We start from the raw sequence: 23,588 nt of genomic DNA on the forward strand, positions 1-23,588 counted from the left end.
CTCAGAGTTCGCCGTCTTCCGCCGCGGGCGGAGTAGTTGGATTCATCATATGGCCAAGCTTCAGTGCCTTGGTGTCGAGGTAGCGCTGGTTGAAGGCATTGCGGTTCACCAGCAGCGGTACACGCTCGACCACTTCGACACCCAGGTTGCCCATGGCTGCGATCTTACGCGGATTATTCGTCATCAGGCGAAGACTTTTTACACCGAACTGTTTCAGCATCGGTTCGACCAGTGCGTAATTGCGCTGGTCCGGCTTGAAGCCCAGTTGTTCGTTGGCCTGTACGGTATCGAGGCCTGCTTCCTGCAGGCGATATGCGCGCATCTTGTTCAGCAGGCCGATGCCGCGGCCTTCCTGGCGCAGATACAGCAGCACTCCGCGGCCTTCATCGGCGATGCGCTTCAGCGCACCTTCCAGCTGCGCGCCGCAATCGCAGCGCTGCGAGAACAGCACGTCGCCGGTCAGGCATTCGGAATGGACGCGCGCCAGCACCGGCTCGCCGTTGCCGATATCGCCCAGCACCATGGCCAGATGCTCTTTGCCCGTTGCATGCTCCACGAACGCATGCAGCGTGAACTGGGCCCACGGCGTAGGCAGCGCGCAAGAGGTCACATAGTCCAGTTCTTCTTTTTCTACAGCGGGCAGCATGAATGATCTTTCCAAAACGAGTAAAAGGCGTGCCAGCCTTGACAGACTGGCACGCCCTGCCATCATAGCAGTTATTAGCTGGGCAGGTCGAAGAGCAGCAGCTCTACGTTTTTGCCCTCGTTCAGCGTTATGAGGTTGTCATCCGTGATTTTCAAGGCGTCACCACCTTTCAGTGGCGTGCCGTTGACCGTCACGTTGCCGCGGATGACGTGCACATAACCCTGGCGGCCCGTTTCGAGCTTGTGTTCCAGGTCCGTCGAGCCGTCCAGGATGGCCGCGTAGATCGAGGCATTCTGGTGGATTAGCACCGAGCCATCGCGGCCGTCGCTGGAAGCGATCAGGCGCAGGCGGTTGGTCTTGCTCTCCGGCGTGAAATACTTCTCTTCATAGCTCGGTGCGATGCCAACCTGGTTGGGCTGAATCCAGATCTGCAGGAAGTGCACGCCCGCCGAATGCGAGTGATTGAACTCGCTGTGGCGCACGCCGGTGCCTGCACTCATACGCTGCACGTCGCCGTAGTGCAGCACAGAGCCGTTACCCATGCTGTCCTTGTGCTCCAGCGCGCCGTCCAGGACGTAGGAGATGATTTCCATGTCGCGGTGGCCGTGCGTGCCGAAGCCCTGTGCCGGCTCGACCTTGTCTTCGTTGATCACGAGCAGGGGACCGAAACCGACGTGCTTCGGATCGTAGTAATGGCCGAAGGAAAAGCTGTGGCGGGAATCGAGCCAGCCAAAGTTAGCCACGCCGCGTTCTTCACTTTTACGGATTTGCAACATTATTATCTCCTTGTGCGATAATTTCGAACGATTCGGAATTCATGTTTCACAGTATAGAGAGCACTTCTGCAATTGAAAAACGGATAATTTACCGTTCTATCATCCAAAAAATCGAACATGCTCAGACTTAGCCTGGATGCCCTGGAAATCATGGACGCCATCGACCGCCGCGGATCGTTTTCCGCCGCGGGCAAGGAAATGCACCGCGTGCCATCGACCATCTCTTACACGGTCGCCAAGCTGGAGGATGAGCTGGGCGTCCAGTTGTTCCAGCGCATCGGCCCGCGCGTGGAGCTGACCGACGCCGGACGCGAATTGCTGAAGGAGGGCCGCTACCTGCTGAAAGCCGCGCAAGACCTGGAGCACCGCGTGCGCCGTGTGGCGTCCGGCTGGGAGACCGAACTCGCCGTCGGCATCGATTCCATGTTCACCGCCGCCGTGCTGCGCGAGGACGTGCATGCCTTCTATCAGGTGGCGCACCAGACCCGCCTGCGGGTGGTGCAGGAGGCCTTGTCCGGCAGCTGGGAAGCCTTGCTGGACCGGCGTGTCGACCTGATCGTTGGCGCCCCCGGCGATGGCCCGGCGGGCGGCGGCTATATTTCGCAGCCGATCGGCAGCCTGAAATGGGTGTTCTGCGTGGCGCCACATCATCCGCTGGCGGCCGAGGCGGGGCCACTAGGGCGGGAACAGTTGCAGTACCATCGTGCCGTAGTGATGGCCGATTCCTCGCGCCAGTCCGCGGCCCGCACGGTCGGTGTGCTGATGGGGCAGGACAGCCTGACGGTGCCGACCATGCAGGCCAAGTTCGACTACCAGATCGGTGGCCTGGGTTTCGGTTTCCTGCCGCAGCAATGCGCCCGCGCCGCCATCCTGGCGGGCCTGCTGGTCGAGAAGCAAGTGGAGGAACCCAAGCCGGACGAAACCTTCTATTTGGCCTGGCGCACGAACGAAACTGGCGCGGGCCTGGAGTGGTGGCTGAAGCGCATGCAAGTGCCGGGACTGTTCGACCGTTTGTGCCTCCACTTGCCCGGAATTGCTTTTAATCAAGGCCCGGTCACCTGAGCGTGCATCTACCATGAGTAGTGTTGACGTCGGCCAACTGTTTCAAGGTACTATAGGGGAATTCATCATCGCCTTCCGCCGCCCGTAATGAACGCCTCGCACGCCGCATCGCCAGTCTTCCTGAACCTGCTCGCAGACCGGCAGGGCAAGCCGGCCGCGCTCGTGTTTTCGGGAGCGCCGCAGGAGGGCTTGCCGGAGACGCTGGGCCAGTTGGCGCAGCAGCTGCCATGCTATTTCCGCGCCGATGCGGCGCCGCCCGCCGCAGGCTGGCAGCCGCTGGCCGAAGACGAGGTGCTGCATGCGGACGGCGCCTTCGGCTCGCCCGCAGCCGGGGTCAAACTGATCGAAGGCGACTGGGCGCTGCAGCCACCCGAACGCCCGAGCGGCAGCCAGGCTGCTTCGCGTGCGCTGGCCCTGCAGCTGGTCCAGCTGGTCACCAACGATGCGGAAAACGTCGAAATCGAAGCCGTACTGCGGCGCGATCCAACGCTGTCCTATCACTTGCTGAAGCTGGTCAACTCGCTGGGCCTCGGTCTGCAACGCAAGATCACCAGTTTTAACCAGGCCATCCTGATTCTTGGCCGCGCCCAGTTGCGGCGCTGGCTTAATCTGATGCTGTTCGCGGCACGCGAAGACGATATGCGCTCGCCCATGCTGCTGGCGCGCGTGTCGGTACGGGCGCGCATGCTGGAGTTGCTGGCGCGTGCGACGGGCCAGGGCAAGGCCGCGCAGGAGCAGGCTTTCATGACAGGCATGTTCTCGCTGCTCGGCGTCCTGTTCGGCGTGCCGCTGGAGCAGCTGCTGGCGCCTTTACATATCGGCGACGCGGCCCAGCAAGCCTTGCTGCACAAGGCGGGCGAGGTAGGCGAGCTGCTGTCGCTGGCCGAAGCAGCGGAACGCGGCGAGTTTGCCGATGTGACGCGGCGACTCGATGCGCTGCAATTGTCTGCCGCCGAATTCAATGCCATCGTGGCCGACGCCACGTTGTGGATGCTGGAAGTGACCGCCGAGGTGCCATCTAATGGCTGATGACGCCATCTCCCGCTGCCAGGCTTTGAGCGCGCTGGCGCGCAGCCAGCAGGGCGAGGAGCTGGCCGCCACGCTGGCCAGCCTGGAGGTGGCGCTGGCCGAGCTGCGCCTGCAATATCCGCCGGCGCCGCCACCGCCCGTGCTTGAGCTGGATCTGGCCGGCTACCTCACCGGCTGGAACGAAGGCGCGGTGCGTCTGTTCGGCTACACGGCGCAGGAAGCGCTGGGCCAGCACATCCTCTTCCTCTACACGGACGACGATGAAGGCGGCAATATTGCGGAGCTGGTGCTGGAAGCGGATAACGCGGTGACCGAAGTCCGCCGCCGCAAAAAGTCCGGTGAAGTGATCTGGGTGCGTGCCGCGATCTCGCTGGCGCATGATGAGGCGGGCAGCGCCATCGGCATGCGCGTCAAGCTGGCGCCCGTCAATGCGGGCTTGTCGACGGAAGAGAAGAACAGCCTGCATGCGCGCATCATTGAGGACAGCGACCAGGGCGTGCTGATTACCGATGCGCACGAGCATATCGTCTCCATCAATGGCGCGTTCACGCGCATCACCGGCTACACCCCGGCCGAAGCGATCGGCCGCACCCCCGACTTGCTGCGCTCCGGCGTGCACGATGCGGAATTCCGCGCCAAGGTGCGCGCCGCCATGGCCGGTGCGGGTCCATGGCGGGGCGAGATTATCGGCAAACGCAAGAACGGTGAGCTGTTCCCGCAATCGGTCACCATCAGCGCGGTGCGCGACGACGCGGGCGCCATCAGCCACACCTTCTCGCTGTTCTCCGACATCAGCGTGCACAAGGACGCCGAAGCGCGCATGCAGCGCATGGTCAACTACGACAGCCTGACCGGCCTGCCCAATCTGGGCCTGCTGACGCAGCTGATCGACCAGTCGATGGCGGAAGCGCGCCGCAGCAATGAGCACGGCGCGCTGCTGGTGATCGAATTGAGCCGCCTCGGCGCCATCAGCGATACCCTTGGCTACGAAACAGGCAACGCGCTGCTGGTGGAAATCGCCCGCGTGTTCCGCCAGGTGCTGCGCGACGAAGACATTCTGGCCAGGCTGGATGGGGGCAAATTCGCCGCGGCCTTGCCGCAAATCGAGAAGCGCGAGCACGCGGCCATCGTGGCGCAAAAACTGATGCAGGCGCTGGCGCAGCCGATCGAAGTGGGGCCGCACCGCCTGCAGGTCAACGCCCACATCGGCATCGCGGTGTGGCCGGAAGATGCGCAGGACGCGCCGGCACTGGTGCGCGGCGCTGAAACCGCCATGGCGCGCGCCTCGCAAACGCCCGATCCTGGCCTGCTGTTCTACAGCGAAGAAATGAATCAGCGCGCCAAGGAGCACCTGCGTATCGAGAGCGAACTGCGGCAAGCGCTGGCCAACGATGAACTGCTGCTGTACTACCAGCCGAAGGTGAGCTTGCGCAGTGGGCGCATCGTGGGCGCGGAAGCGCTGCTGCGCTGGCGCCATCCCGTGCGCGGGCTGGTGTCGCCGGGCGTCTTCATTCCGGTAGCGGAGGAAACGGGGCTGATCCAGGAACTGGGCCTGTGGGTGCTGGACGAAGCCTGCCGCCAGATCAGCGCCTGGAAGGACGCCAACCTGATGATGCCGCCGGTGGCCGTCAACCTGTCCGCCCGCCAGTTCGACGACAAGCTGCCGGAGCGCGTGGCCGAAGCCATGAGGCGCCATGGCGTGCAGGCCGAGCAGCTGATGCTGGAGATCACGGAAAGCCTGCTGGTGCGCGGCGCCGACAAAGTCATCGCCATCATGAACCAGCTGGTCGCCATGGGCCTGGCGCTGGCGCTGGACGACTTCGGCACCGGCTATTCCAGCCTGGCCTATCTGAAGAAATTCCCCATCAGTACCTTGAAGATCGACCGCGCTTTCGTGGTCGGCCTGCCTTACGAAGAAAACGACTGCGCCATCGCGCGCGCCATCGTCACCATGGCCCAGCAGCTGCGCCAGGAAATCGTGGCGGAGGGCGTGGAAACCGCCGAGCAGATGGCCTTCCTGCGCGAGCTGGGCTGCGACCAGCTGCAGGGCTACCTCTTCAGCCAGCCCGTTCCCGCGGCCGATTTCGAACGCATGCTACGCGAGGGCAAGCGCCTCGCCTTCGGTAGCCGCCAGGCTTCGCTGGCTCTATAAAATTCACTATCGATGGCTCTTCTATGGAGCCATGAATCAGCTCAGAATGGCCCCAATCGAAATTGAAAGGGGCAGTCATGAAGCGTAGCGATACCCTGAGTCTTGTGTCGGTGGCAGCCATCTGGGGCGCCTCCTATCTGTTCATTCGTGTTGGCGCGCCGGAGTTTGGCGCGGCTGCCATGGCGGGCGTGCGCGCTGTCGCAGCCGCGCTGATGATGTTGCCGCTGCTGCTGTGGCGCGGTCAATGGGCGGCACTGCGCCGCCACTGGAAGCCGATCGCATTCGTCGGCGTCACCAACGCCGCCTTGCCCTTCCTGCTCTTCAATTACGCGGCCCTGACGCTGCCCGCCGGGCTGTCGTCGATCCTGAGCGCGACCACGCCGCTGTTCGCCACCCTGATCGGCGCGATCTGGCTAGGCGAACAGCTGACCGTGCAGCGCATGGGCGGCTTATGCATCGGCTTCGGCGGCGTAGTGCTGCTGGTCGGCGGCAAGCTGCATCTGGGGACGGCCGAGATGATTCCGACACTGGCGGCGGCGCTGGCCTGCCTGAGCGCGACCATGCTGTACGGCGTGTCCGGCAATTTCACCAAACGATTTTTGGCTGACGTGCCGCCACTCGCCGTGGCGGCCGGAAGCCAGCTGACTGCTGCTGTGCTGCTGGTCGGACCCGCCGTGCTGCTGTGGCCCGCCCACACGCCGTCGGCCAAAGCATGGGGCGCCGTGCTGACGCTGGCCGCCGTGTGCACCACGCTGGTGTACGTGCTGTTCTTTGGGCTGATCGCGCGACTGGGCGCCAGCCGTGCCATGAGCGCGCTGTTCCTGATTCCGGTATTCGGTGTGCTGTGGGGGACGGTCTTCCTGCACGAGCCATTTACCCTGCAAATGCTGGGCAGCTGCGCGGTGGTCCTGCTGGGTTCTGCTTTGACGATCGGCTTGCTGGAACGCCGCCCCGGCAGGGCGGCGTCCCGGGTTCACTTGTGGTGTGAACTCATGCGCCTGGGCGCATCGATGGCGCGGCGCGTTTAACGCTTGTCATCGTTCTTGTGGCTTTGGCGGCCTGCTTCGGCATGCTGTTCAGGCGTGCCGCCGCGGGTGCCGCCGCCGCTGCTTTGACGGCTGCCACCGGAGCTGCCCGAACCGCTGGAGCCCGACTGTTTATTGCCGTCGTTCTTGTGGCTCATGCTGCCGGCTTTACGCGCCTCTTCCGAGCTGAACTCGTGTGCGTTGCCGGATGCGTGCGCTGCGCGGCCGCCTTCGCTGGCGATTTCACGCTGCTTTTGCGGGTCCATGGAAGCGAAGCCGCGGTTGCTGGTGTCGCCACTTTGTTTGTTGCCGCCTTGATTGGATGATGCCATGATTCTCTCCTCAGTAGTCGATAAACATTGCATTCCTTCGCTGATCCCTGTCACAGATCGTTGAAAGAGGGCTTCATGTTAGGCGGTGTGGTGTGCACCTTTAATAAGACCACGCGACAGGGATCTGTAGGACAATGGCTCACTGAAAAGTAACACGACAGGAGGGCAAAATGGACGACTTCAATCTCCAGCGGTTCGTTGAAGCGCAGCAGGCGGCATATGGTTCCGTTCAATCCGAGCTGGCGGCGGGACGCAAGCGCGGCCACTGGATGTGGTTCATCTTTCCGCAGATCGCGGGCCTCGGCTTCAGTGCCATGGCCGAGCGCTACGCGATCTCCGGCCTGGCGGAAGCGCGCGCATATCTGGCGCACCCACTGCTCGGCGCGCGCCTGCGCGAGTGCTGCGCGCTGGTGCTGGCAGTCGAGGGCGCATCGGCCCACACCATCTTCGGTTCGCCCGACGACATGAAATTCCGTTCATCGCTGACGCTGTTCGCGCAAGCCGCGCCGGACGAGAAACTATTCACCGATTGCCTGGACAAATACTACGGCGGCCAGCCCGACCCGGCCACGCTGGACAGGCTCTGAAGCTCCAGTTACATTGGCGGCATTACCCATCCGATTCAGGAGCCCGCATGAGCCGCAAAGTTTTAGAAGACGTCCGCATCCATCCCGCCATCCGCGAGCGCATGGGGAAATTCCATGCCGACGTGGTGGCGCAAGTGCAGGCGGCGATTGCCGCGAATACGGTGGTGGTGGTCGGCATGCGCCAGAATCCTTTTCCGCGCAAGGCCCGCAAGCTGCTCGACAGCCTGGGCACGCAGTACACCTATCTGGAATACGGCAGTTACCTGAGCGAATGGAAGCCGCGCCTGGCGCTGAAGATGTGGAGCGGCTGGCCGACCTTCCCGATGATCTTCGTGAACGGCACGCTGATCGGCGGCTTCACCGATCTCCAGCGCCTGGCCGACAGCGGCGAGTGGACGGCGTTGTCGGCGCCGCGCCTGCCGGCATGACGATGCAAGCGCTGCCGCTCCGTCTGTCACCAGGCGACGATCTGCGCGCCTGCGTTGAGGCGGCGCTGCCGGCTGGTGCAGGCGCGGCGTTTCTGCTGCAGGGCATTGGCAGCCTGAGTGTGGCGCGCTTGCGCTACGCCGGCTTGCCGGCGCCTACCGAGCTGCGCGGCGATTTCGAAATTCTGACGGTGGCGGGATCGGTGGCGCCGGACGGCGCACACCTGCATATGTCGGTAGCGGATGCGGCAGGCCGCGTCTACGGCGGCCATGTGGCGGCAGGCTGCATCGTGCGCACCACGGCGGAATTGCTGCTGGCGCTGCTGCCCGCGCACGCCTTCGCACGCGAGCATGATGCGGCCACGGGCTTCAGTGAACTTGTGGTGCGCCCGTGGCGAAGTAGCGGCCAATAATGGCCAGCATGGAGCCCGCCACCAGCATGCCGAAGACGACGATGGTGGTGTTCAGGCCCACATCCATTTTCAGCATGGCGGCGTAAAGCAACAGGCTGGCGAGGATGGACACGTTCTCGTTGAAGTTCTGCACCGCGATGGAATTCCCCGCGCTCATCAGCACATGGCCGCGATGCTGGAGCAGAGCGTTCATCGGCACCACAAAGAAGCCGGCCAGCGCGCCGATAAAGACCAGCAGCGGATACGCCATCCAGAGACTGTGCACCAGCGTCATCAGCGTGACGGTTGCACCCATCAGCGCACCCACCCACATCACGGACAGCGAACGTTTGAGCGACACCCAGCGCGCCGCCATCACGGCGCCACCTGCCACGCCGATCGCGAACACGCCTTGCAACGTGGCCGCTTTGTCCAGTGTCAGGCCGAGCGCTTCTTCGCCCCAGCGCAGCACGATAATCTTCAGCACCATGCCCGCGCCCCAGAACAGGGTCGTCACGGCCAGCGTGATCTGGCCCAGACGGTCGCGCCACAGCACGCTGCAAGCGTGGGTGAAGCTGGCCACCAGCGCGCGGAAATTCATGGCCTGCTTGGCGTAGCGCGCCTTGGTGTCGGCGATCTTCAGGTTGAACAGGGCGGCCAGCACGTAAATGCCCATGATGACGGCCAGCCCCGCTTCGGCCGGCGAATCGAAGAAGGTCACGCCCGGAACATCAATGCTCATCAACAGCGCAGCCACGTGGGGATTGGCGGATAGCAAACCGCCCAGCACGACGCCGAAGATGGTTGACGCAATGGTCAGGCCCTCGATCCAGCCGTTTGCTGCGACCAGCTGTTCCGCCGGCAGCAGCTCGGTCAGGATGCCGTATTTGGCGGGCGAATAGGCTGCCGCACCGAGACCGACGATGCCGTAAGCCAGCAGGGGATGTGCGTGCGCGAACATGGTGGCGCAGCCGATGATCTTCACCAGGTTGGTGACGAACATGACTTTGCCTTTCGGGAAGGCGTCGGCGAAGGCGCCAACAAAGGCGGCCAGCAGCACGTAGGACAGCACGAAGGACAGCTGCAGCATCGGCGTCATCCAGTCCGGCGCGTTGAGCGCCGTGAGGAACGCGATGCAGGCGATGAACATGGCGTTGTCGGCGAGCGAAGAGAAGAACTGCGCCGCCATGATGACGTAAAAGCCGCGCTTCATTCGGCGGCCACCTTAGCCAGGCTTGGGCTGCGTTCCTTTTGCAGTTTCGCGGCGACTTTCTCGGCCTGTGCGAAGGCGCGGATCAGGTTACCGCCCGCCAGCTTGGCCAGATCGGCATCGCTCCAGCCGCGGCGGATCAATTCCGCGAACAGGTCGGGATATTTAGAGACGTCTTCCAGGCCCACCGGATTCTCGGCGCCGTAGTAGTCGCCAGCGAGGCCCACGTGATCGTGGCCGGCCACCTTGGCGATGTAGTCGATATGATCGGCCACCTGCTTCAGCGTGGCTTTCGGCGCCGGACCGGCGTTGCCTTCGTAGGCGGCTTTGCGCGCGGCGAACTCCGCGCTGTCAGGCTTGGCGTCGCCGAGGGCATTTTTCAGGCCTTCATGCCATGCGCGCACGGCGGGCGATACGAAGCCCGGCACGAAGGTCACCATCACCACGCCGCCATTGGCCGGCATGCGCTTCAGGACTTCGTCCGGCACGTTGCGTGGATGGTCGTTTAGCGCGCGGGCGCTGGAGTGGGAGAAGATCACCGGCGCTTCGCTGACATCCAGCGCCTGATTCATGACTTCGGCGCTGACGTGGCTCAGGTCCACCAGCATGCCCAGGCGGTTCATTTCGCGTACGACCTCTTTGCCGAAAGGCGTCAGGCCGCCGTGTTTGCGTTCGCCCAGCGCAGCGTCGGCCCAGTCCAGGGTGACGTTGTGGGTCAGGGTCATGTAGCGCGCGCCGAGGTCGTAGTAGGCGCGCAGGGCGCCCAGGCTGTTTTCGATCACGTGGCCGCCTTCCATGCCGAGGAAGCTGGCGACTTTGCCTTGCTTGCGCGCTTTCTCGATATCGCTGCTGCGGGTGGCGAACAGCAGACGTTCCGGATAGCGCTCGATCATGCGGCGCGCCAGGTCGATCTGTTCCAGCTGGGTCTTGGCCCAGCCATCCTTCAGCTCACCCGGCACATACACGCTCCAGAACTGCGCCGACAACTGGCCTTGCTTCAGGCGCGCCAGATCGGTTTCCTGCGGCATGGGCTTGCGCAGGTCGTTGGCGTCGAGATCCATCGGATGCTCTTTGGATTCGCGGATGGCCCAGGGCAGATCGTTGTGGCCGTCGATCAGGGGCGAACGGGCGAGCAGGGCTTTGGCGTGGCGCAGGGCGGCATCATCGGCCGGAGTGGCTGTCGCGGCGTGCGCGCCCAGGGGCAGCGCGAGCGCGAGCAGCATGGCTCGGTTGAACAGCATCAGGTACGTCTCCTATCGGTGCGAACGCAGCGGATCGAGCAGGCTGCGCAAATTATTATGGTCGAGTTCATACATCAGCGCCAACAGCGCGCCCAGCTCGCCTTTCGGGAACCCCTCGCGGGCGAACCAGCCCAGGTAATGGCCCGGCAAGTCGGCGATCACACGGCCTTTATACTTGCCATAGGGCATTTCCCGGACCAATAACAGGGCGAGGAATTCGGAATTCATCGTTATTCTTGCGTTTGAGTCAGAAAACTTATGTCCCGCGACATCTTTTTCGCGAAAAAGATGCACAGGATACTGCACGACATCAACTTTACAAGGAGTTTTTGTCATGCCCATTGCACTACTTGCCCTAACTATAAGTGCTTTTGCCATCGGGACAACAGAATTTGTGATTGTCGGCCTGTTGCCCACCATTGCCGCCGACCTCGGCGTGACCTTGCCGTCGGCCGGCCTGCTGGTCAGCCTGTACGCCATGGGCGTGGCCGTCGGCGCTCCCGTGCTGACCGCCCTCAGCGGCAAAATCCCGCGCAAGGCGCTGCTGCTGTCCCTGATGGTGCTGTTCACGGCCGGTAATCTGCTGGCCTGGCAGGCGCCCGGCTATACCTCGCTGATTGCCGCACGCATTCTGACCGGCCTGGCGCACGGCGTGTTCTTCTCCATCGGTTCGACCATTGCGACGTCGCTGGTGCCGAAAGAGAAAGCCGCCAGCGCGATTGCCACCATGTTCACCGGCCTGACCGTGGCCCTGGTGACGGGCGTGCCGCTGGGGACCTTCATCGGCCAGCACTTCGGCTGGCGCGAGACTTTCCTGGCCGTGTCCCTGCTGGGCGTGATCGCCTTCATCGGCAGCCTGCTGTTCGTGCCGCGTAATATCCAGCACCAGAAACCGGCCTCGCTGCTGGCGCAGATGCAGGTGCTGGGCCAACCGCGCCTGCTGCTGGTGTACGCCATGACGGCGGTGGGCTACGGCGGCTCCTTCATCGCCTTCACCTATCTGGCGCCGATCCTGGAGCGCGTGGCGGGTTTCGGTTCCAACGCCGTCGGCCTGGTGATGCTGGTGTATGGCGTGTCGGTCGCCGTCGGCAATATCTGGGGCGGCAAGCTGGCCGATAAACGTGGTCCGATCAGCGCCCTGAAAATCATTTTCCTTGGTCTGGCTGTGGTGCTGCTGGCGCTGACCTTTACTGCGCCGAGCAAGCCGCTGGTGGTGCTGACCGTGCTGCTTTGGGGCGCCGTGGCCTTCGGTAATGTGGCCGGCCTGCAGGTGTATGTGGTGCAGCAGGCGGAACACTTCACGCCGCGCGCCGTGGACGTGGCGTCCGGCCTGAATATCGCGGCGTTCAATCTGGGCATCGCCGGTGGCGCCTGGGGCGGTGGTCTGATCGTCGACAAACTGGGTCTGGAGCACACCGGCTGGATCGGCGCGCTGGTGGTGCTGGGCGCTTACGGCTTGACGGCACTGAGCGGCCGTCTGGATGCATTGAATCCGCGTCCGGCAGCGGCAGGCGTGCGCCGCGAAGCACGCGTAGCCGCGCATTAAGGTTTGTCTTTTCGCAAAGCCGGCTCCGTGGAGAACCCTAAAATCGGACGGGTATCCCCACGCAAAGGAGCCGGAATGCGCCCTCGGTTGATGATGCAGGTGACGCTGGTGATGGGATTGATCAGTGTCGTGATGTCGATTTACGCCGCCACGCACGCCTTGTTCGACCGCGGCTCGTATGCCCAATTCACCCGCGTCCTGTCGAGTTTTTCCTGCCTGACGTTCATCGCCACGGGCATCCTGGCTTTCGATGGCGAATCCGATATCCGCCTCGAAAGCAGCCCGCTGCTGCGTGCCCTGATCGGCGCCCTGAGCGGCGGCGCCGTTGCCCTGATCTGGGGCTGGCCCACCGCCGCCTTCATTGTGGCGGCAATGTTTGGCGCTTTATTGGGTCTAATTGGGATGATTTTGGCCATCTACATGAACATCTACTAGCTCATCGTTCCTGAAATGGAACGATCAGTCCGGATATCAAGCCTACAAGTTTGTGTTTTGGCGGTCCATACTGGGTTTGTAGTTCCTAACCCCTGAAGGAGATTGCCATGACCAGTGAAGCCATCCGTGACCCGAAAAAAGACGACCTGCTGACCCCGCAGAACTCAGCCTTCATCATCATCGACTACCAGCCGGTGCAGGTGAATTCCATCGCCTCGATGGACCGCCAGCTGCTCGTGAATAATATCGTCGGCACCGCCAAAGCCGCCGTGGCCTACGGCCTGCCCATCGTGCACTCGACCGTCAACGTCAAGACCGGCCTCAACAAGCCGCCTATCCACCAGGTGGCCAAGGTGCTGGCGGAATTCCCCACCTATGACCGCACCAGCATCAATTCCTGGGAAGACGTAGAATTCCGCAAGGCTGTCGAGGCCACCGGCCGCAAGAAGCTGATCATGACGGCGCTGTGGACCGAAGCCTGCCTGACCTTCCCGGCGCTGGACGCGCTGCGTGAAGGCTACGAAGTGTATGTAGTGGCGGACGCTGTCGGCGGCACTTCGGTCGCCGCGCACGAAATGGCGCTGCGCCGGATCGAGCAGGCGGGCGGCAAGATGATCAGCGTGCCCCAGCTGTTCTGCGAATTGCAGCGCGACTGGAAGCGTTCGGAAACGGTGCCCGCCTTTATGAACCTGTTTATCGAGACAGGCGGCACGGCCGGACTTCAATTCGGTTACGACCGCACGGAGTGACATGAATATCAATGCCTTGATTGGTGAGTTCCTGGACTTGCAGGAGCAATGGGCGGAGGCGCCGGATGCCTTCGACTGGCAGCCCCTGCAGGACCTGGCCGCGCGCGGCGCCAACGCCTACAACGAGGGCGCCGGGCCATCCTTCCACATGCTGGTGCTGGACGGCGTCGATCACGCCGAGTTCCATGCGCGCTTCCTGGAGTATTCGCTGGCCGCGGGCTTCGATCCGCGCAAGGAAGTGTATGGGGACGAGGGCCACCAGCATATGCAGGTGCTGGACCTGGAAAGCCTGGACCGGGCGGCCGCCGGTAATCCTTACTCGTTCCGCATGATGCAGGCTATCGCCAATCACGACAAGGCAGCTTAGCAGCGCAGCAGCAGGGCCGCGGCAGCGCGCAGGTCGGCGGTGTTGTGGCCTTCGGTGTAGCGCTCAAGCACAGGACGCAGCAGGGCGCCTGCTTCGTCGGCGCGTTCTTGCGACAGCCACAGGCGCGCCAGGCTCATGGCCGCGCGCAGCTCCCACGCCAGCGCATTCTGCGAGCGGGCCTGCTCCAGCGCACGCTGGAACAGGTCTTCCGCGCGGTCCTCGGCGCCGACGCGCAAGAGCGATTCGCCCCAGGCGCGCATCACTTCAGCCTCACACCAGCCGGCATGATGGGCCTGGGCGCGTGCAATGGCGCGTGGAGTCAGCATATCCTGGTTCAGGGTGGTCAGGACGTCGGCCTGCCAGGCGCCGAAATAAGGACTGCGGCTGAGCGCCGCCATGCTTTCCCGCTGCGGATGATCTGGATCGAAGACCCCCAGGTGGGCGGCGTACATGGCCCGCCCCCAGAATTCCCATTGCGGCATGCCGCTGCGGCGTCCCTGCTGCTGCAGCAGCCTGGCGTAATACACGGACGCTTCCTTGTCGCCATTCCAGCCCGCGATGGTGCAGGCGTGTTGCAGGGTAAAGCACATCGACACGTCGTGATTGAGCTGGGTTGCCTCGTTCACGCTGTCGCACGCCAATTGCATGGCGCGCTGCGGGAAGCCTTGCAGCCACAGGATGCGCGACAGGACGGTGCGCGTGGCCAGGCAGGACACGAGCTGAAACTCGGGTACCGGTTCGCAGTGCGTGTTGAGGGGATGATTGCTGAGGAACTCGATCTGGTCGCGTGCCTCGTCCAGCGCGCCGTGGTAGAACTGGGCGCGCGCCATCAGGCTGGCGTGGTTCATGGCGGCGCGCTCGCTGCCCAGGTAGGCGCATTCCATGCCGTAGCATTCGCCCAGCGCCAGCGCGGCGCGGTAGTCTGCGCGGCAGGTGGCATCGGTAAAGCTGCCGTACAGTGCGCGCAGCCGCACTTCGCGGTCCTCGCCCTGCATCGCCAGTTCCAGCGCGCGCGCAAACACCGCCTGGCGTCTGGGATCGCCCGCCACGCCGGTATGCGCCAGGGTGACGCCCAGCGCGAGATTCAGTTCCAGCTCCAGCGCGGGATCGGGCGGCAAGTGGCTGATGTCCGCCTTCAGCGCCTTCTCGAGGCGGGCGCCGTACTCGTTCAGCAGCGAGAGCTGGTCCCATAGCGGCGCCGAGAGCACGCACAGGCGCTGACCCAGGCGCACGTCGCCGCCCAGGTCAAAGGCCCAGTCAAGGCTGCCGCCTACGTGTTCGAGATAGCGCCCGTATTGCGCCAGCCACTCGCGCGGCACGGCGCGCTCACGCTCCTGCGCTGCGCGTTCCAGCAAGGCGCTCAGATGGAATGCCGCGCGCTCGGCGACGACATGAAACTCGCCGCTTTCGCGCAGCTTTTCGAGCGCGTAGGCACGGGTCGTCTCCAGCAGTCGATAGCTGACCTGATCTCCTTCCGGCACCGTCGTCAGCAGCGACTTGGCAATCAGATTGGACAGGGCGTCTTCCACATCGGTGCGCGCGTACAACGGGCAGTGCGCCACTTCCACCGCGCACGCCAGTGTAAAACTGGTGCGGAACAATCCCAGACGGCGGAACACGGCGCGGTCCAGTGCTGACAGCGTGGCGTGGCTCCAGTCCAGCGTGGCGCGCAGGGTCTGGTGGCGGGGCAGGGCAGTGCGGCTGCCATTGGTCAGCACGGCGAAGCTGTCTGCCAGGCGCTCGGCCAGGCCGTGCACGCCGAAGAAGCCGGCGCGGCCGGCGGCCAGTTCGATTGCCAGCGGGATGCCGTCGAGGCGCCGGCAGATCTCGACCACGGCGCGCAGTCCGTCCGTGCCCAGCGCCAGTCCGCCAATGCAGGCGCTGGCGCGTTCGACAAAGAGCTGCACGGCCGAGAAACTGGCCAGTGCGTCGGTGGGCAGCAGACTGGGGCCGATGCTGGAAGGCGGTACGGCCAGCGGCGCCAGGCGGTAGACCCATTCGCCGTCGGCGCGCAGCGCTTCGCGGCTGGTGGCCAGGATGTGCACGCCCAGTGTCTCACGCAGCAGACGGCCGGCCAGTTCCGCAACCTGGTCGACGATGTGTTCGCAGTTGTCGAACACGATCAGGGTGGCGCCCTGCCGCAGATAGTCCAGCATGCCGCTGACCGGATCGGCGCTGACGGTCGGCAGGCCAAGCGCCAGCGCCAGCGCCGTGGGCAGGCGGCAGGCATCGCCGATGGCGGAGAGATCGAGGAAGTGCACGCGCTCGCTGAAAGGCGCCATCAACTGGTGGGCCGCGGCCACGGCGAGGGCGGTCTTGCCCATGCCGCCGGTGCCGACAATCGTGAGCAGGCGGCGCAGCGAGACTTGCTCCACCAGTTCGTTCAATACATCGTCGCGCCCGATCAGGCGGTTGTTCAGCACTGGCAAGCGCGGCACGCTGGGCGCCGGGGCAGAGTGCCCCCGGCTTGCTCTCGCCACCGGCGCGACAAAGCTGTAGCCGCGGCCCACCACGTTTTCGACATAAGGCTTGCCGTCCGCACCGGGCGACAGCAGCTTGCGCAGCGTGGCGATGTGCACGCGCAGATTGCTTTCTTCCACAAAGGTGCGCGGCCAGGCGCGCGCCATCAGCTCGGTCTTGCTGACGATCTCGCCCGGCCGTTCCGCCAGCGCCAGCAGCAAATCGAAGGCGCGCCCGCTGATGCGCACCGGCTGTTCACGGTGGAACAAGGCGCGTTCAGACGGGACCAGGCGGAAGTCGCCGAACAGCAAAGCTGTATCGGCAGACGCTGATGGGCCGGAGTATGTGGTTTGGTCGCTTTCTGCCATTCCTGCATCGCAGATATATCACTGATACATGACAATCATAATGCAAGTTGAGGACTCGTGCCGGGCATCACTAATCCGCGTTGCGCGGCCACAACCACGACCTCGGTGCGTGCCGAAGCGTCAAGTTTGTTCATCAGACCACGCACGTGGGTCTTCACCGTGCCGAGGCCGATATCCAGCTCGCGGGCGATGGACTTGTTGCACCAGCCCTTGGCAAGCAAACGCAGCACGTCCGTTTCGCGCATGGTCAGGGACGCGTGGCGCTGGCTTTCAACCAGACCGCGGCGGGCGCCTTCGCTCATGAAGCCGAGGCCGCGATCCAGCTGGCGCACGGCGTACACCAGGTCGCCCGCGGTGCCGCACTCCAGCAGATAGCCATGCACGCCCGCGTCCATGGCCTGGCGCACTTCGCCTTCGCGGCGGCGATTGGTGACGATCAGGATGCGCGGTGCGTTGTCGCTGTCCTGTGCCTCGCTGCGGGCGACGGCGAGGCCGGACTCGTAATCCGTCACGACGATGCGTGCATCAAGCAGGGCTTCGGGATTGGCCACATGGACGGTCACATTCAGATCGGGATGCGCGCTGAGGATGGCGTGCAAACCGGCGACCATCATAGGATCGCCGCGCATGATGTGAACGTTAAGTTTGCTGAGTTGCATAGGGTGTCTCCAATACAAGGCATCGATGAGTCATGATGTCCTTTGGATATCCAACCAGCAAGTTAAGCGGTGTTAATTGGTGTTAATCCTGCCGTTGCATCACATGGTCCAGCGAGACGGGGCCGCCGGTGTGCGCGACCAGCGGCAGCAACAGACTCAGCCAGATAAGGTGCACCGGCCAGGCGGCAGGATGGACGAACACTTCCACCAGCACGGTCATGACCAGCAAGGTCAAGGCAGTCGAGCGCGTAAACAGGCCCACCAGCAGCAGGACCGGAATCACATGTTCGGCCAGCGCTGCTATCTGGGCCGCCAGCTCCGGCGCAATCAGGGGCAGGGCGTATTCGTGGCGGAACAGATCATAGGTGGCGGGCTTCAGCGTCAGCAGCCCTTGCATCTTGTCGCGCCCCGACAACAGGCAGACCGAGGCTATGGCAAGGCGCGCCAGCAGCTGCAGCAGGGACTGCGGCAGCAGACTGGGCAGACGCAAGCTGTGGCTGCGCGTAGGCACCGACAGGGCGGGATAGCGTGTCATTGGCATGGCATCCCCTCAGTTCAGTTGATGCGGGTGATGCACGCCCGTCACCAGCTCGTCGCCAAGCCAGCTGGCGAGCAGGGCGGCTGCGCGTGACACGCCTTCACGCTCGCCCAGCTGTCCGCTCAGCATGACGCACAGATTCGAAAAACTGCCGAAAGCTTGCACGCAGCTGATCGCCTCCACTTCCAGCGGCTCGATGGTGCGCAGGCAGGACAGGTAGCGGCGGCGCCACACCAGCAAGCCTTTCGGGCTGGCTAGCAGGCGCCCCTTGGGCTGATGGCGTCCCGCTTCTATGGCGGACCAGATATCGGCCGCGTTGGTGGTGGCGTGCGTGATCTGCAGCGTTGGCGTCAGGCGCAGATGCACAGTATTCCAGTTGATGCCGGCCAGGCTGGCAGGCGCGATCGGACCCAGGTCGTCGGCTAGGTAGGAGTTGTCGAGGGCGCGTTCGATCCAGGCCAGTTCCTGCAGGTCCGGCTGCTCGGGGAACAGTTCGCGCAGAGTCAGGCCGAAATCGTCGGCGCAAGCATCGAGCATCCACGCGTGCGGCGCGTTGAGTTCCAGGTGCCAGGTGGCCGCGCGCAGGAACTGGTCTTCGCCGAGCCAGGCGCGCAGCAGGGGATAGGTGGATTGCAGCGTGCCGATCAACGGCGGGTGGCTGGTGTCTCGCATCGTGATCTCCTAGGTTTACACCATGGTTATCTTGAGGCCAGACGGCTTTTTTCGCCTCCCGCAGAAGAGGGAGTTTTGCTTAACCCTTCCAGTAAATATTATCCAGGCTGCCCTTGCCGAAATACTTCTCGTACTCCTGCGCGGCAAAGGAATCCATCATGCCCGCGATATAGTCGATCACCAGGCGTTCGCGGGAATCCTTCAGGCAGCGGATCTCCCGCGGCAGCAGGATGCCATTGCGGTTGTACTGCGTGTCGGACAGCACTTCAAACAAGCCGCGGATGATTTTCTCGCCGCGCTTCTCATACAGCTGCACATCCTTCTTGCGCAGGATCGCCCGCCACAGCAGGCTTTTCAGGCCGCGTGCCAACAAGCCTTTGGTGCGGTAGCCAAGCTGGCCATCGACTTCGCCGATGTCCCGGCAAAGCTCGAACACGATCTGCGAGGTGAGCTCCTTGCGCAGTACGATGGAATATTCCTCCGAGCTTTCCTGTGCTTCGCACTTCAACGCTTCTTCGTGGGCGTGGTGGGCGATGGCCGAGAACTGGTCGAAGGCGCCCCCGAACTCCTTGCTGATCCTGAACTCGTGCAGGATCTCGCCCCATGTGATGATGCCGAAACTGAGCGCATCTTCCACGTCATGTGCGGCATAGGCGATTTCGTCGGCCAGGTCCATGATCTGGGCGTCGATGCCTTTGCGCACAGTGATGCCGTGCTGCGCCAGCTGTGTCGTGAGGAAGTCGTAGTCGTCGTCGTACAGGAATTTCTTCACGCTTGGCGTGTCGCGTCGCTGGAAGTATTTGGTGATGCCGAACAGCGTACGCACCGTCAGATTCAGGCCTGCGTAGGCATGGTGCTTTTTCTCCAGCGTGCGCAGGATGCGGAAGGCTTGTGCATTGCCTTCGAAGCCGCCGACATCGGCGGCCAGTTCGTTCAGGATCTTTTCGCCGTAATGGCCGAAGGGCGGATTGCCGATATCGTGCGCCAGCGAGCAGGTTTCCGATACCACCGTGCGTTCCAGGCCCAGGTCCGCTGCGATGGAGCGCGCGATCTGCGCTACTTCCAGGCTGTGCGTCAGGCGGTTGCGGTTGAACTGATTGGCGTCCACGCCCAGCAGCTGCATCTTGCCCTGCAGGCGGCGGAAGGAGGCGGAGTAGAGCACACGCGCATAATCGCGCATGCATTCCTCACGGCCCGCACCGCGCCCATCCGATTGCGCATGCACGCGATACTCCAGCGGCAGCACGAGCGATTCCTGATGTTTGGCGAAGGCGATGGTGTCTTGTGAGTACATGGATTGTCCTTAGGTCTGCTGGCATTCTAGCCGCGCCGGTGCGGGGAGGGTGTATATTGCACGCGAAATCGATCATACGTTGGATGCAAATATGTCACCAGTCTCACTGTTTTTCGTGGTCCTCGCTTATTTCGGCCTGCTGCTTGGCGTAGCGTGGTGGACCTCCCGCAACGCCAATAACGACAGCTTCTTCATCGGGAACAAGAGCTCCAACTGGATGCTGGTGGCGTTCGGCATGGTCGGCACCACCTTGAGCGGAGTGACCTTCATCAGCGTGCCCGGCGCGGTCGGCCGCGACGGCTTCGGTTATCTGCAGATCACCCTGGGTTATGCGATCGGCTATCTCACCGTGGCCTTCGTACTGCTGCCGCTGTACTACAAGCTCAAACTGACGTCGATCTACCATTACCTTGATGTGCGCCTGGGCCGCCGTTCGTATCAAAGCGGCGCGGCCTTCTTCATCCTGTCGCGCACCTTGGGCGCCACCGCGCGCCTGTATCTGGTGGTGGCGATCTTGCAGGCCACGATTCTCGACAGCCTAGGCGTGCCGTTCTGGCTCACCAACGCCATCATCCTGGCCATGATCCTGCTCTATACCTACGAAGGCGGCGTGAAGACCATCGTGTGGACGGATACGCTGCAAACCACTGGCATGCTGCTTGGCCTGGCGACCTGCACCATCTTCCTGATGCACGAGATGCACCTTGATCTGGCGGGCGCGCTGGCGCAGATGGATGCGCATGGCCTGTCGAAGATCATCACCACCGATGTCGATAGCCCTGCCTACTTCTGGAAGCAGGTGCTGGCCGGCGCCGCCATCACCATCGCCATGACCGGCATGGATCAGGAAATGATGCAGAAGAATATCTCGGTGAAGACGTTGGGCGGCTCGCAGAAGAACATGGTGACCTTGACGCTGATCCTGATCGGCGTGCTGGCGTCCTTCCTCTTCCTCGGCGGCCTGCTGTACCTGTACGCACCGCAAGCCGGCGTGACCGCCACCGGCGACAAGATCTTCCCGGCCGTGGTGATGGGCCATCTGCCCGCTGCCGTGCAGATGATCTTCTTCATTGCCCTGGTCAGCGCCTTGTTCCCCAGCGCGGACGGCGCGATTACTGCGCTGACCTCGTCCTTCTGCATCGACATCCTCGGCCTCAAGCGCCGCGACGATTTGCCGGAAGCGCAGCGCGTACGCATCCGCCATCGCGTGCACCTGGCCTTCTGCGCGCTGTTCCTGGTGATGGTGATGGTCTTCAAATGGATCGACAGCGCCAGCATGATCGGCGTGATTCTCAAGCTGGCCGGCTATACCTACGGTCCATTGCTTGGCCTGTTCGCCTTCGGCATCCTGAGCCGCCGCACAGTGCAGGACAAATGGGTACCCGCCATCGTGCTGGCCGGTCCCGTCATCTGCGCCCTGATTGACCGGTATCAGGACATCCTCTTTGGCAGCTACCGCATGGGCCTGGAGTTACTTATCATCAATGGGCTGCTGGTGATGGGCGGTCTTTTCCTGATTTCCGCTCCGGCCCAGAGTGAAGAAGTTCTGGCAATAAACTGACCAAAAGTCCTTTTTTCGCTTAAAGTGATATAAAAATCAATCCACTTTAGGAGTTTTGATGTCTCGATCTGTGTTTTCCTACATCCGCGGTGGCTTTAGCTGGTTCTGGGGCGCGGTGGACGGTACGCGCCGCTTTACCATGAATCTGATCTTCCTGGCGATCGTGGTGACCTTGCTGGTGCTGATCTTTGGCGGCGGCGTCAAGCCTCTGGGGAACAAGACCATGCTGGTGCTGGACCTGGATGGCCAGCTGGTGGAGCAAACGGCCGGCGGCGCGCGCGAGGCGCTGATGGCTAATCTGAGCGGCAATGACGTGCGCAAGTCCATCCAGCTGCGCGATGTGCTGAATGTGATCGACAGCGCGGCCAAGGACCCGCAGATCGCGGGCGCCGTGCTGGTGCTGGACGAAATGAACGGCGGAGGCCAGGCCATGCTGCGCGAAGTTGGCGCGGCGCTGGACCGTTTCCGCGCCAGCGGCAAAAAGGTGGTGGCCTGGGGCGCGAGCTATAACCAGCGCCAGTACCAGGTGGCCATTCACGCGGACGAAGTCTATCTGCATCCGATGGGCATGGTGGTGCTGGATGGTTTCGGCCACTACCGCAATTACTACCGCGATGCGCTGGATAAGCTGGGCGTGACCGTCAATCTGATGCGCGTCGGTACCTACAAGAGCTTTGCCGAGCCGTATATCGCCAACGGTCCGTCGCAGGCGGCGTCCGAGGCGGATGCGTATCTGTACAACGATCTGTGGTCGCGCTACACCCAGCAGGTTGAAACCGCGCGCAAGCTGCCGGAAGGCGCAGTCATGAAGACCATCAACAGCTTGCCGGAACTGGTGAAGAATGCCGATGGCGACCTTGCCAAAGTGTCGCTGCAGGCCAAATTCGTGGACGGCCTGAAGACCAAGGACGAACTGCGCGAACTGATGATCAAGCGCGGCGAGAGCGATCCGTCCGTGAAGTCGTTCCGTCAGGTCAGCTTTGATGATTACCTGGCCCGCCTGCATCCGAAGCTGACCGGCGATGCGATTGGCGTGGTGATGGCCGTGGGCGAGATCAGCGATGGCAATGCGCAGCCGGGCGCGATTGGCGGCCTGTCCACTTCCAAGCTGATTCGCCTGGCACGCGAGGACAGCAGCATCAAGGCCGTGGTACTGCGTGTCGATTCGCCTGGCGGCAGCGCCTTCGCGTCTGAGCTGATTCGCCGCGAGCTGGAACTGACCCGCAAGGCAGGCAAGCCGGTCGTTGTCTCGATGGGCAATGTGGCGGCTTCCGGCGGCTACTGGATTTCGATGTCGGCCGATGAAGTGATCGCCGACCCGGCCACCGTCACCGGTTCGATCGGCGTGTTCGCACTGTTCCCGACTGTGGACAAGGTGATCGACAAACTCGGTGTCCACACGGCCGGCCAGACCACCACCTGGCTGGGCGATGCGGGCAATCCGCTGCGTCCGATGGACCCGCGCTTCGGCCAACTGATCCAGGGCGCCATCAACCATACCTATTCCGAGTTCACCACCCGCGCCGCCAAGGCACGCAATACGACACCCGACAAGATCGACGCCGTGGCCCAGGGCCGCGTGTGGACGGGCGCCCAGGCCAAGGAGCGCGGCCTGGTCGATACGCTGGGCAGCTACGGCGATGCGTTGAAATCGGCAGCCAAGCGCGCCAAGATCGAAGGCGAACCGCGTATCGTCTACATCGAACGCGAAACGTCGCGCGTCGACCGTCTGATCGAATTCTTTGGCGGTTCGACGGCGAAAGTGGTGAGCGAGCAGGCCAAGCTGGCGTTGTTGCCTACCGGCATGCCTTTGGGCGTGGCGCAGGATATGGCCAAGGACCTGAACTGGCTGAACGAGCTGACCACCCAGCGCAAACCGTTCATGGCGCTGACCCATTGCCTGTGCAGTTCACCCGACTAAGGTCCTCGCCAAGAGATTTGTATCAACTTTGTAAGCGAGTATGACACTGAACGCCGCCGGAAACCCCGGCGGCGTTTTGCTTTCTGCGGTAGAGCAGCTCAGCATGAGACGTTTCCGGGTCTCAATTGTATCGATCGTGAC

Annotated in this window: 24 protein-coding genes; 13 read left to right on the forward strand and 11 right to left on the reverse strand. The window is 63.2% G+C overall.

The genetic code is table 11. The features are described 5' to 3' along the window. Nucleotide 1: 1 nt before the first annotated feature. Entirely contained in the window at nt 2-646 is a 645-nt protein-coding gene (gene ribA / locus AB4Z19_RS00720) for a GTP cyclohydrolase II (RefSeq protein ID WP_442033907.1), read from the reverse strand. Between the two features lie 74 nt (nt 647-720). After that, a complete protein-coding gene (locus AB4Z19_RS00725) occupies nt 721-1,422 on the reverse strand; it encodes a pirin family protein (protein WP_442033909.1) in 702 nt (233 codons plus the stop codon). 117 nt (nt 1,423-1,539) lie between these two features. Here AB4Z19_RS00725 and AB4Z19_RS00730 point away from each other — a divergent pair, with 117 nt between their 5' ends. From AB4Z19_RS00730 to AB4Z19_RS00745, 4 genes are all read left to right on the forward strand, one after another. After that, complete coding sequence (locus AB4Z19_RS00730) at nt 1,540-2,484, forward strand: LysR substrate-binding domain-containing protein (RefSeq protein WP_442033911.1); 945 nt, start codon at nt 1,540-1,542, stop codon at nt 2,482-2,484. An 87-nt stretch (nt 2,485-2,571) separates the two neighbouring features. Then, the gene (locus AB4Z19_RS00735) at nt 2,572-3,513 is read left to right on the forward strand and encodes an EAL and HDOD domain-containing protein (RefSeq protein WP_442033913.1); all 942 of its coding nucleotides are present in this window, start codon (nt 2,572-2,574) and stop codon (nt 3,511-3,513) included. Then, on the forward strand, nt 3,506-5,665 hold the full coding sequence (locus AB4Z19_RS00740; RefSeq protein ID WP_442025675.1) for a putative bifunctional diguanylate cyclase/phosphodiesterase: 2,160 nt from the start codon (nt 3,506-3,508) through the stop codon (nt 5,663-5,665). Before AB4Z19_RS00735 ends, AB4Z19_RS00740 begins: the two co-directional genes overlap by 8 nt. Before the next feature lie 77 nt (nt 5,666-5,742). Then, entirely contained in the window at nt 5,743-6,693 is a 951-nt protein-coding gene (locus tag AB4Z19_RS00745; RefSeq protein WP_442033915.1) for a DMT family transporter, read from the forward strand. Here AB4Z19_RS00745 and AB4Z19_RS00750 read toward each other — a convergent pair. Beyond that, nucleotides 6,690-7,022 (reverse strand): KGG domain-containing protein, encoded by a 333-nt coding sequence (locus tag AB4Z19_RS00750; RefSeq protein ID WP_442025672.1) that lies wholly within the window; start codon nt 7,020-7,022, stop codon nt 6,690-6,692. The two genes, AB4Z19_RS00745 and AB4Z19_RS00750, sit on opposite strands and share 4 nt — an antisense overlap. Before the next feature lie 170 nt (nt 7,023-7,192). Here AB4Z19_RS00750 and AB4Z19_RS00755 point away from each other — a divergent pair, with 170 nt between their 5' ends. Genes AB4Z19_RS00755 through AB4Z19_RS00765 form a run of 3 tightly spaced genes read left to right on the forward strand, consistent with a single transcriptional unit; the run spans nt 7,193 to nt 8,447 of the window. Further along, nucleotides 7,193-7,609: a DUF1810 domain-containing protein gene (locus AB4Z19_RS00755; protein WP_442025671.1), complete on the forward strand. Its 417-nt coding sequence runs from the start codon at nt 7,193-7,195 to the stop codon at nt 7,607-7,609. A 47-nt stretch (nt 7,610-7,656) separates the two neighbouring features. Beyond that, a complete protein-coding gene (locus AB4Z19_RS00760) occupies nt 7,657-8,037 on the forward strand; it encodes a glutaredoxin (protein ID WP_442025670.1) in 381 nt (126 codons plus the stop codon). A 2-nt stretch (nt 8,038-8,039) separates the two neighbouring features. Continuing rightward, entirely contained in the window at nt 8,040-8,447 is a 408-nt protein-coding gene (locus AB4Z19_RS00765; RefSeq protein ID WP_442025678.1) for a PPC domain-containing DNA-binding protein, read from the forward strand. Here the strand turns inward: AB4Z19_RS00765 and lplT are convergent. From lplT to AB4Z19_RS00780, 3 genes are read right to left on the reverse strand one after another with little or no spacing between them, the layout of a single operon-like run. Continuing rightward, nucleotides 8,404-9,639, reverse strand: a complete 1,236-nt coding sequence (gene lplT, locus AB4Z19_RS00770; protein ID WP_442025669.1) for a lysophospholipid transporter LplT — start codon at nt 9,637-9,639, stop codon at nt 8,404-8,406. The two genes, AB4Z19_RS00765 and lplT, sit on opposite strands and share 44 nt — an antisense overlap. Beyond that, nucleotides 9,636-10,877 carry a dipeptidase gene (locus AB4Z19_RS00775; RefSeq protein WP_442033917.1) on the reverse strand — a complete coding sequence of 414 codons (1,242 nt, stop codon included), beginning with the start codon at nt 10,875-10,877 and terminating at the stop codon, nt 9,636-9,638. Before AB4Z19_RS00775 ends, lplT begins: the two co-directional genes overlap by 4 nt. 12 nt (nt 10,878-10,889) lie before the next feature. Further along, nucleotides 10,890-11,105, reverse strand: coding sequence for a DUF3820 family protein (locus AB4Z19_RS00780; RefSeq protein WP_442025677.1), 216 nt, complete (start codon nt 11,103-11,105; stop codon nt 10,890-10,892). 106 nt (nt 11,106-11,211) lie between these two features. Between AB4Z19_RS00780 and AB4Z19_RS00785 the strand changes: the two genes are divergently transcribed. The 4 genes from AB4Z19_RS00785 to AB4Z19_RS00800 all read left to right on the forward strand — a co-directional run bounded on the left by AB4Z19_RS00785 (nt 11,212) and on the right by AB4Z19_RS00800 (nt 13,974). Beyond that, nucleotides 11,212-12,423: an MFS transporter gene (locus AB4Z19_RS00785; RefSeq protein ID WP_442025667.1), complete on the forward strand. Its 1,212-nt coding sequence runs from the start codon at nt 11,212-11,214 to the stop codon at nt 12,421-12,423. A gap of 75 nt (nt 12,424-12,498) precedes the next feature. Then, a complete protein-coding gene (locus AB4Z19_RS00790) occupies nt 12,499-12,858 on the forward strand; it encodes a hypothetical protein (protein ID WP_442025666.1) in 360 nt (119 codons plus the stop codon). A 107-nt stretch (nt 12,859-12,965) separates the two neighbouring features. Next, nucleotides 12,966-13,607: a hydrolase gene (locus tag AB4Z19_RS00795; protein ID WP_442025665.1), complete on the forward strand. Its 642-nt coding sequence runs from the start codon at nt 12,966-12,968 to the stop codon at nt 13,605-13,607. 1 nt (nt 13,608) lies between these two features. Beyond that, nucleotides 13,609-13,974, forward strand: coding sequence for a hypothetical protein (locus AB4Z19_RS00800; RefSeq protein WP_442025664.1), 366 nt, complete (start codon nt 13,609-13,611; stop codon nt 13,972-13,974). On the opposite strand, the gene AB4Z19_RS00805 is transcribed toward AB4Z19_RS00800, so the two are convergent. From AB4Z19_RS00805 to dgt, 5 genes are all read right to left on the reverse strand, one after another. Further along, a complete protein-coding gene (locus AB4Z19_RS00805) occupies nt 13,971-16,802 on the reverse strand; it encodes an ATP-binding protein (RefSeq protein ID WP_442033919.1) in 2,832 nt (943 codons plus the stop codon). The genes AB4Z19_RS00800 and AB4Z19_RS00805 overlap by 4 nt on opposite strands. Before the next feature lie 35 nt (nt 16,803-16,837). Continuing rightward, nucleotides 16,838-17,461, reverse strand: a complete 624-nt coding sequence (locus AB4Z19_RS00810; RefSeq protein ID WP_442025662.1) for a LuxR C-terminal-related transcriptional regulator — start codon at nt 17,459-17,461, stop codon at nt 16,838-16,840. Nucleotides 17,462-17,543: 82 nt separating this feature from the next. Continuing rightward, nucleotides 17,544-18,002, reverse strand: a complete 459-nt coding sequence (locus AB4Z19_RS00815) for a DoxX family protein (RefSeq protein ID WP_442025661.1) — start codon at nt 18,000-18,002, stop codon at nt 17,544-17,546. A gap of 9 nt (nt 18,003-18,011) precedes the next feature. Then, a complete protein-coding gene (locus tag AB4Z19_RS00820; protein ID WP_442025660.1) occupies nt 18,012-18,671 on the reverse strand; it encodes a DNA-binding domain-containing protein in 660 nt (219 codons plus the stop codon). Between the two features lie 79 nt (nt 18,672-18,750). Further along, nucleotides 18,751-19,965: a dGTP triphosphohydrolase gene (gene dgt / locus AB4Z19_RS00825; RefSeq protein WP_442025659.1), complete on the reverse strand. Its 1,215-nt coding sequence runs from the start codon at nt 19,963-19,965 to the stop codon at nt 18,751-18,753. A gap of 91 nt (nt 19,966-20,056) precedes the next feature. Here dgt and AB4Z19_RS00830 point away from each other — a divergent pair, with 91 nt between their 5' ends. After that, on the forward strand, nt 20,057-21,526 hold the full coding sequence (locus tag AB4Z19_RS00830) for a sodium:solute symporter (protein ID WP_442025658.1): 1,470 nt from the start codon (nt 20,057-20,059) through the stop codon (nt 21,524-21,526). 58 nt (nt 21,527-21,584) lie between these two features. Next, complete coding sequence (gene sppA, locus AB4Z19_RS00835; protein ID WP_442033921.1) at nt 21,585-23,447, forward strand: signal peptide peptidase SppA; 1,863 nt, start codon at nt 21,585-21,587, stop codon at nt 23,445-23,447. Nucleotides 23,448-23,588 lie beyond the last annotated feature (141 nt).

The organism is Pseudoduganella sp. RAF19, from assembly GCF_052114165.1.
Classification (GTDB): domain Bacteria; phylum Pseudomonadota; class Gammaproteobacteria; order Burkholderiales; family Burkholderiaceae_D; genus Rugamonas.

Bases quoted from the DNA above. Each gene is read 5' to 3' on its own strand.
- ribA (WP_442033907.1), bottom strand. From the start codon at position 646: ATGCTGCCCGCTGTAGAAAAAGAAGAACTGGACTATGTGACCTCTTGC.
- AB4Z19_RS00725 (WP_442033909.1), bottom strand. From the start codon at position 1,422: ATGTTGCAAATCCGTAAAAGTGAAGAACGCGGCGTGGCTAACTTTGGC.
- AB4Z19_RS00730 (WP_442033911.1), top strand. From the start codon at position 1,540: ATGCTCAGACTTAGCCTGGATGCCCTGGAAATCATGGACGCCATCGAC.
- AB4Z19_RS00735 (WP_442033913.1), top strand. From the start codon at position 2,572: ATGAACGCCTCGCACGCCGCATCGCCAGTCTTCCTGAACCTGCTCGCA.
- AB4Z19_RS00740 (WP_442025675.1), top strand. From the start codon at position 3,506: ATGGCTGATGACGCCATCTCCCGCTGCCAGGCTTTGAGCGCGCTGGCG.
- AB4Z19_RS00745 (WP_442033915.1), top strand. From the start codon at position 5,743: ATGAAGCGTAGCGATACCCTGAGTCTTGTGTCGGTGGCAGCCATCTGG.
- AB4Z19_RS00750 (WP_442025672.1), bottom strand. From the start codon at position 7,022: ATGGCATCATCCAATCAAGGCGGCAACAAACAAAGTGGCGACACCAGC.
- AB4Z19_RS00755 (WP_442025671.1), top strand. From the start codon at position 7,193: ATGGACGACTTCAATCTCCAGCGGTTCGTTGAAGCGCAGCAGGCGGCA.
- AB4Z19_RS00760 (WP_442025670.1), top strand. From the start codon at position 7,657: ATGAGCCGCAAAGTTTTAGAAGACGTCCGCATCCATCCCGCCATCCGC.
- AB4Z19_RS00765 (WP_442025678.1), top strand. From the start codon at position 8,040: ATGCAAGCGCTGCCGCTCCGTCTGTCACCAGGCGACGATCTGCGCGCC.
- lplT (WP_442025669.1), bottom strand. From the start codon at position 9,639: ATGAAGCGCGGCTTTTACGTCATCATGGCGGCGCAGTTCTTCTCTTCG.
- AB4Z19_RS00775 (WP_442033917.1), bottom strand. From the start codon at position 10,877: ATGCTGTTCAACCGAGCCATGCTGCTCGCGCTCGCGCTGCCCCTGGGC.
- AB4Z19_RS00780 (WP_442025677.1), bottom strand. From the start codon at position 11,105: ATGAATTCCGAATTCCTCGCCCTGTTATTGGTCCGGGAAATGCCCTAT.
- AB4Z19_RS00785 (WP_442025667.1), top strand. From the start codon at position 11,212: ATGCCCATTGCACTACTTGCCCTAACTATAAGTGCTTTTGCCATCGGG.
- AB4Z19_RS00790 (WP_442025666.1), top strand. From the start codon at position 12,499: ATGCGCCCTCGGTTGATGATGCAGGTGACGCTGGTGATGGGATTGATC.
- AB4Z19_RS00795 (WP_442025665.1), top strand. From the start codon at position 12,966: ATGACCAGTGAAGCCATCCGTGACCCGAAAAAAGACGACCTGCTGACC.
- AB4Z19_RS00800 (WP_442025664.1), top strand. From the start codon at position 13,609: ATGAATATCAATGCCTTGATTGGTGAGTTCCTGGACTTGCAGGAGCAA.
- AB4Z19_RS00805 (WP_442033919.1), bottom strand. From the start codon at position 16,802: ATGGCAGAAAGCGACCAAACCACATACTCCGGCCCATCAGCGTCTGCC.
- AB4Z19_RS00810 (WP_442025662.1), bottom strand. From the start codon at position 17,461: ATGCAACTCAGCAAACTTAACGTTCACATCATGCGCGGCGATCCTATG.
- AB4Z19_RS00815 (WP_442025661.1), bottom strand. From the start codon at position 18,002: ATGCCAATGACACGCTATCCCGCCCTGTCGGTGCCTACGCGCAGCCAC.
- AB4Z19_RS00820 (WP_442025660.1), bottom strand. From the start codon at position 18,671: ATGCGAGACACCAGCCACCCGCCGTTGATCGGCACGCTGCAATCCACC.
- dgt (WP_442025659.1), bottom strand. From the start codon at position 19,965: ATGTACTCACAAGACACCATCGCCTTCGCCAAACATCAGGAATCGCTC.
- AB4Z19_RS00830 (WP_442025658.1), top strand. From the start codon at position 20,057: ATGTCACCAGTCTCACTGTTTTTCGTGGTCCTCGCTTATTTCGGCCTG.
- sppA (WP_442033921.1), top strand. From the start codon at position 21,585: ATGTCTCGATCTGTGTTTTCCTACATCCGCGGTGGCTTTAGCTGGTTC.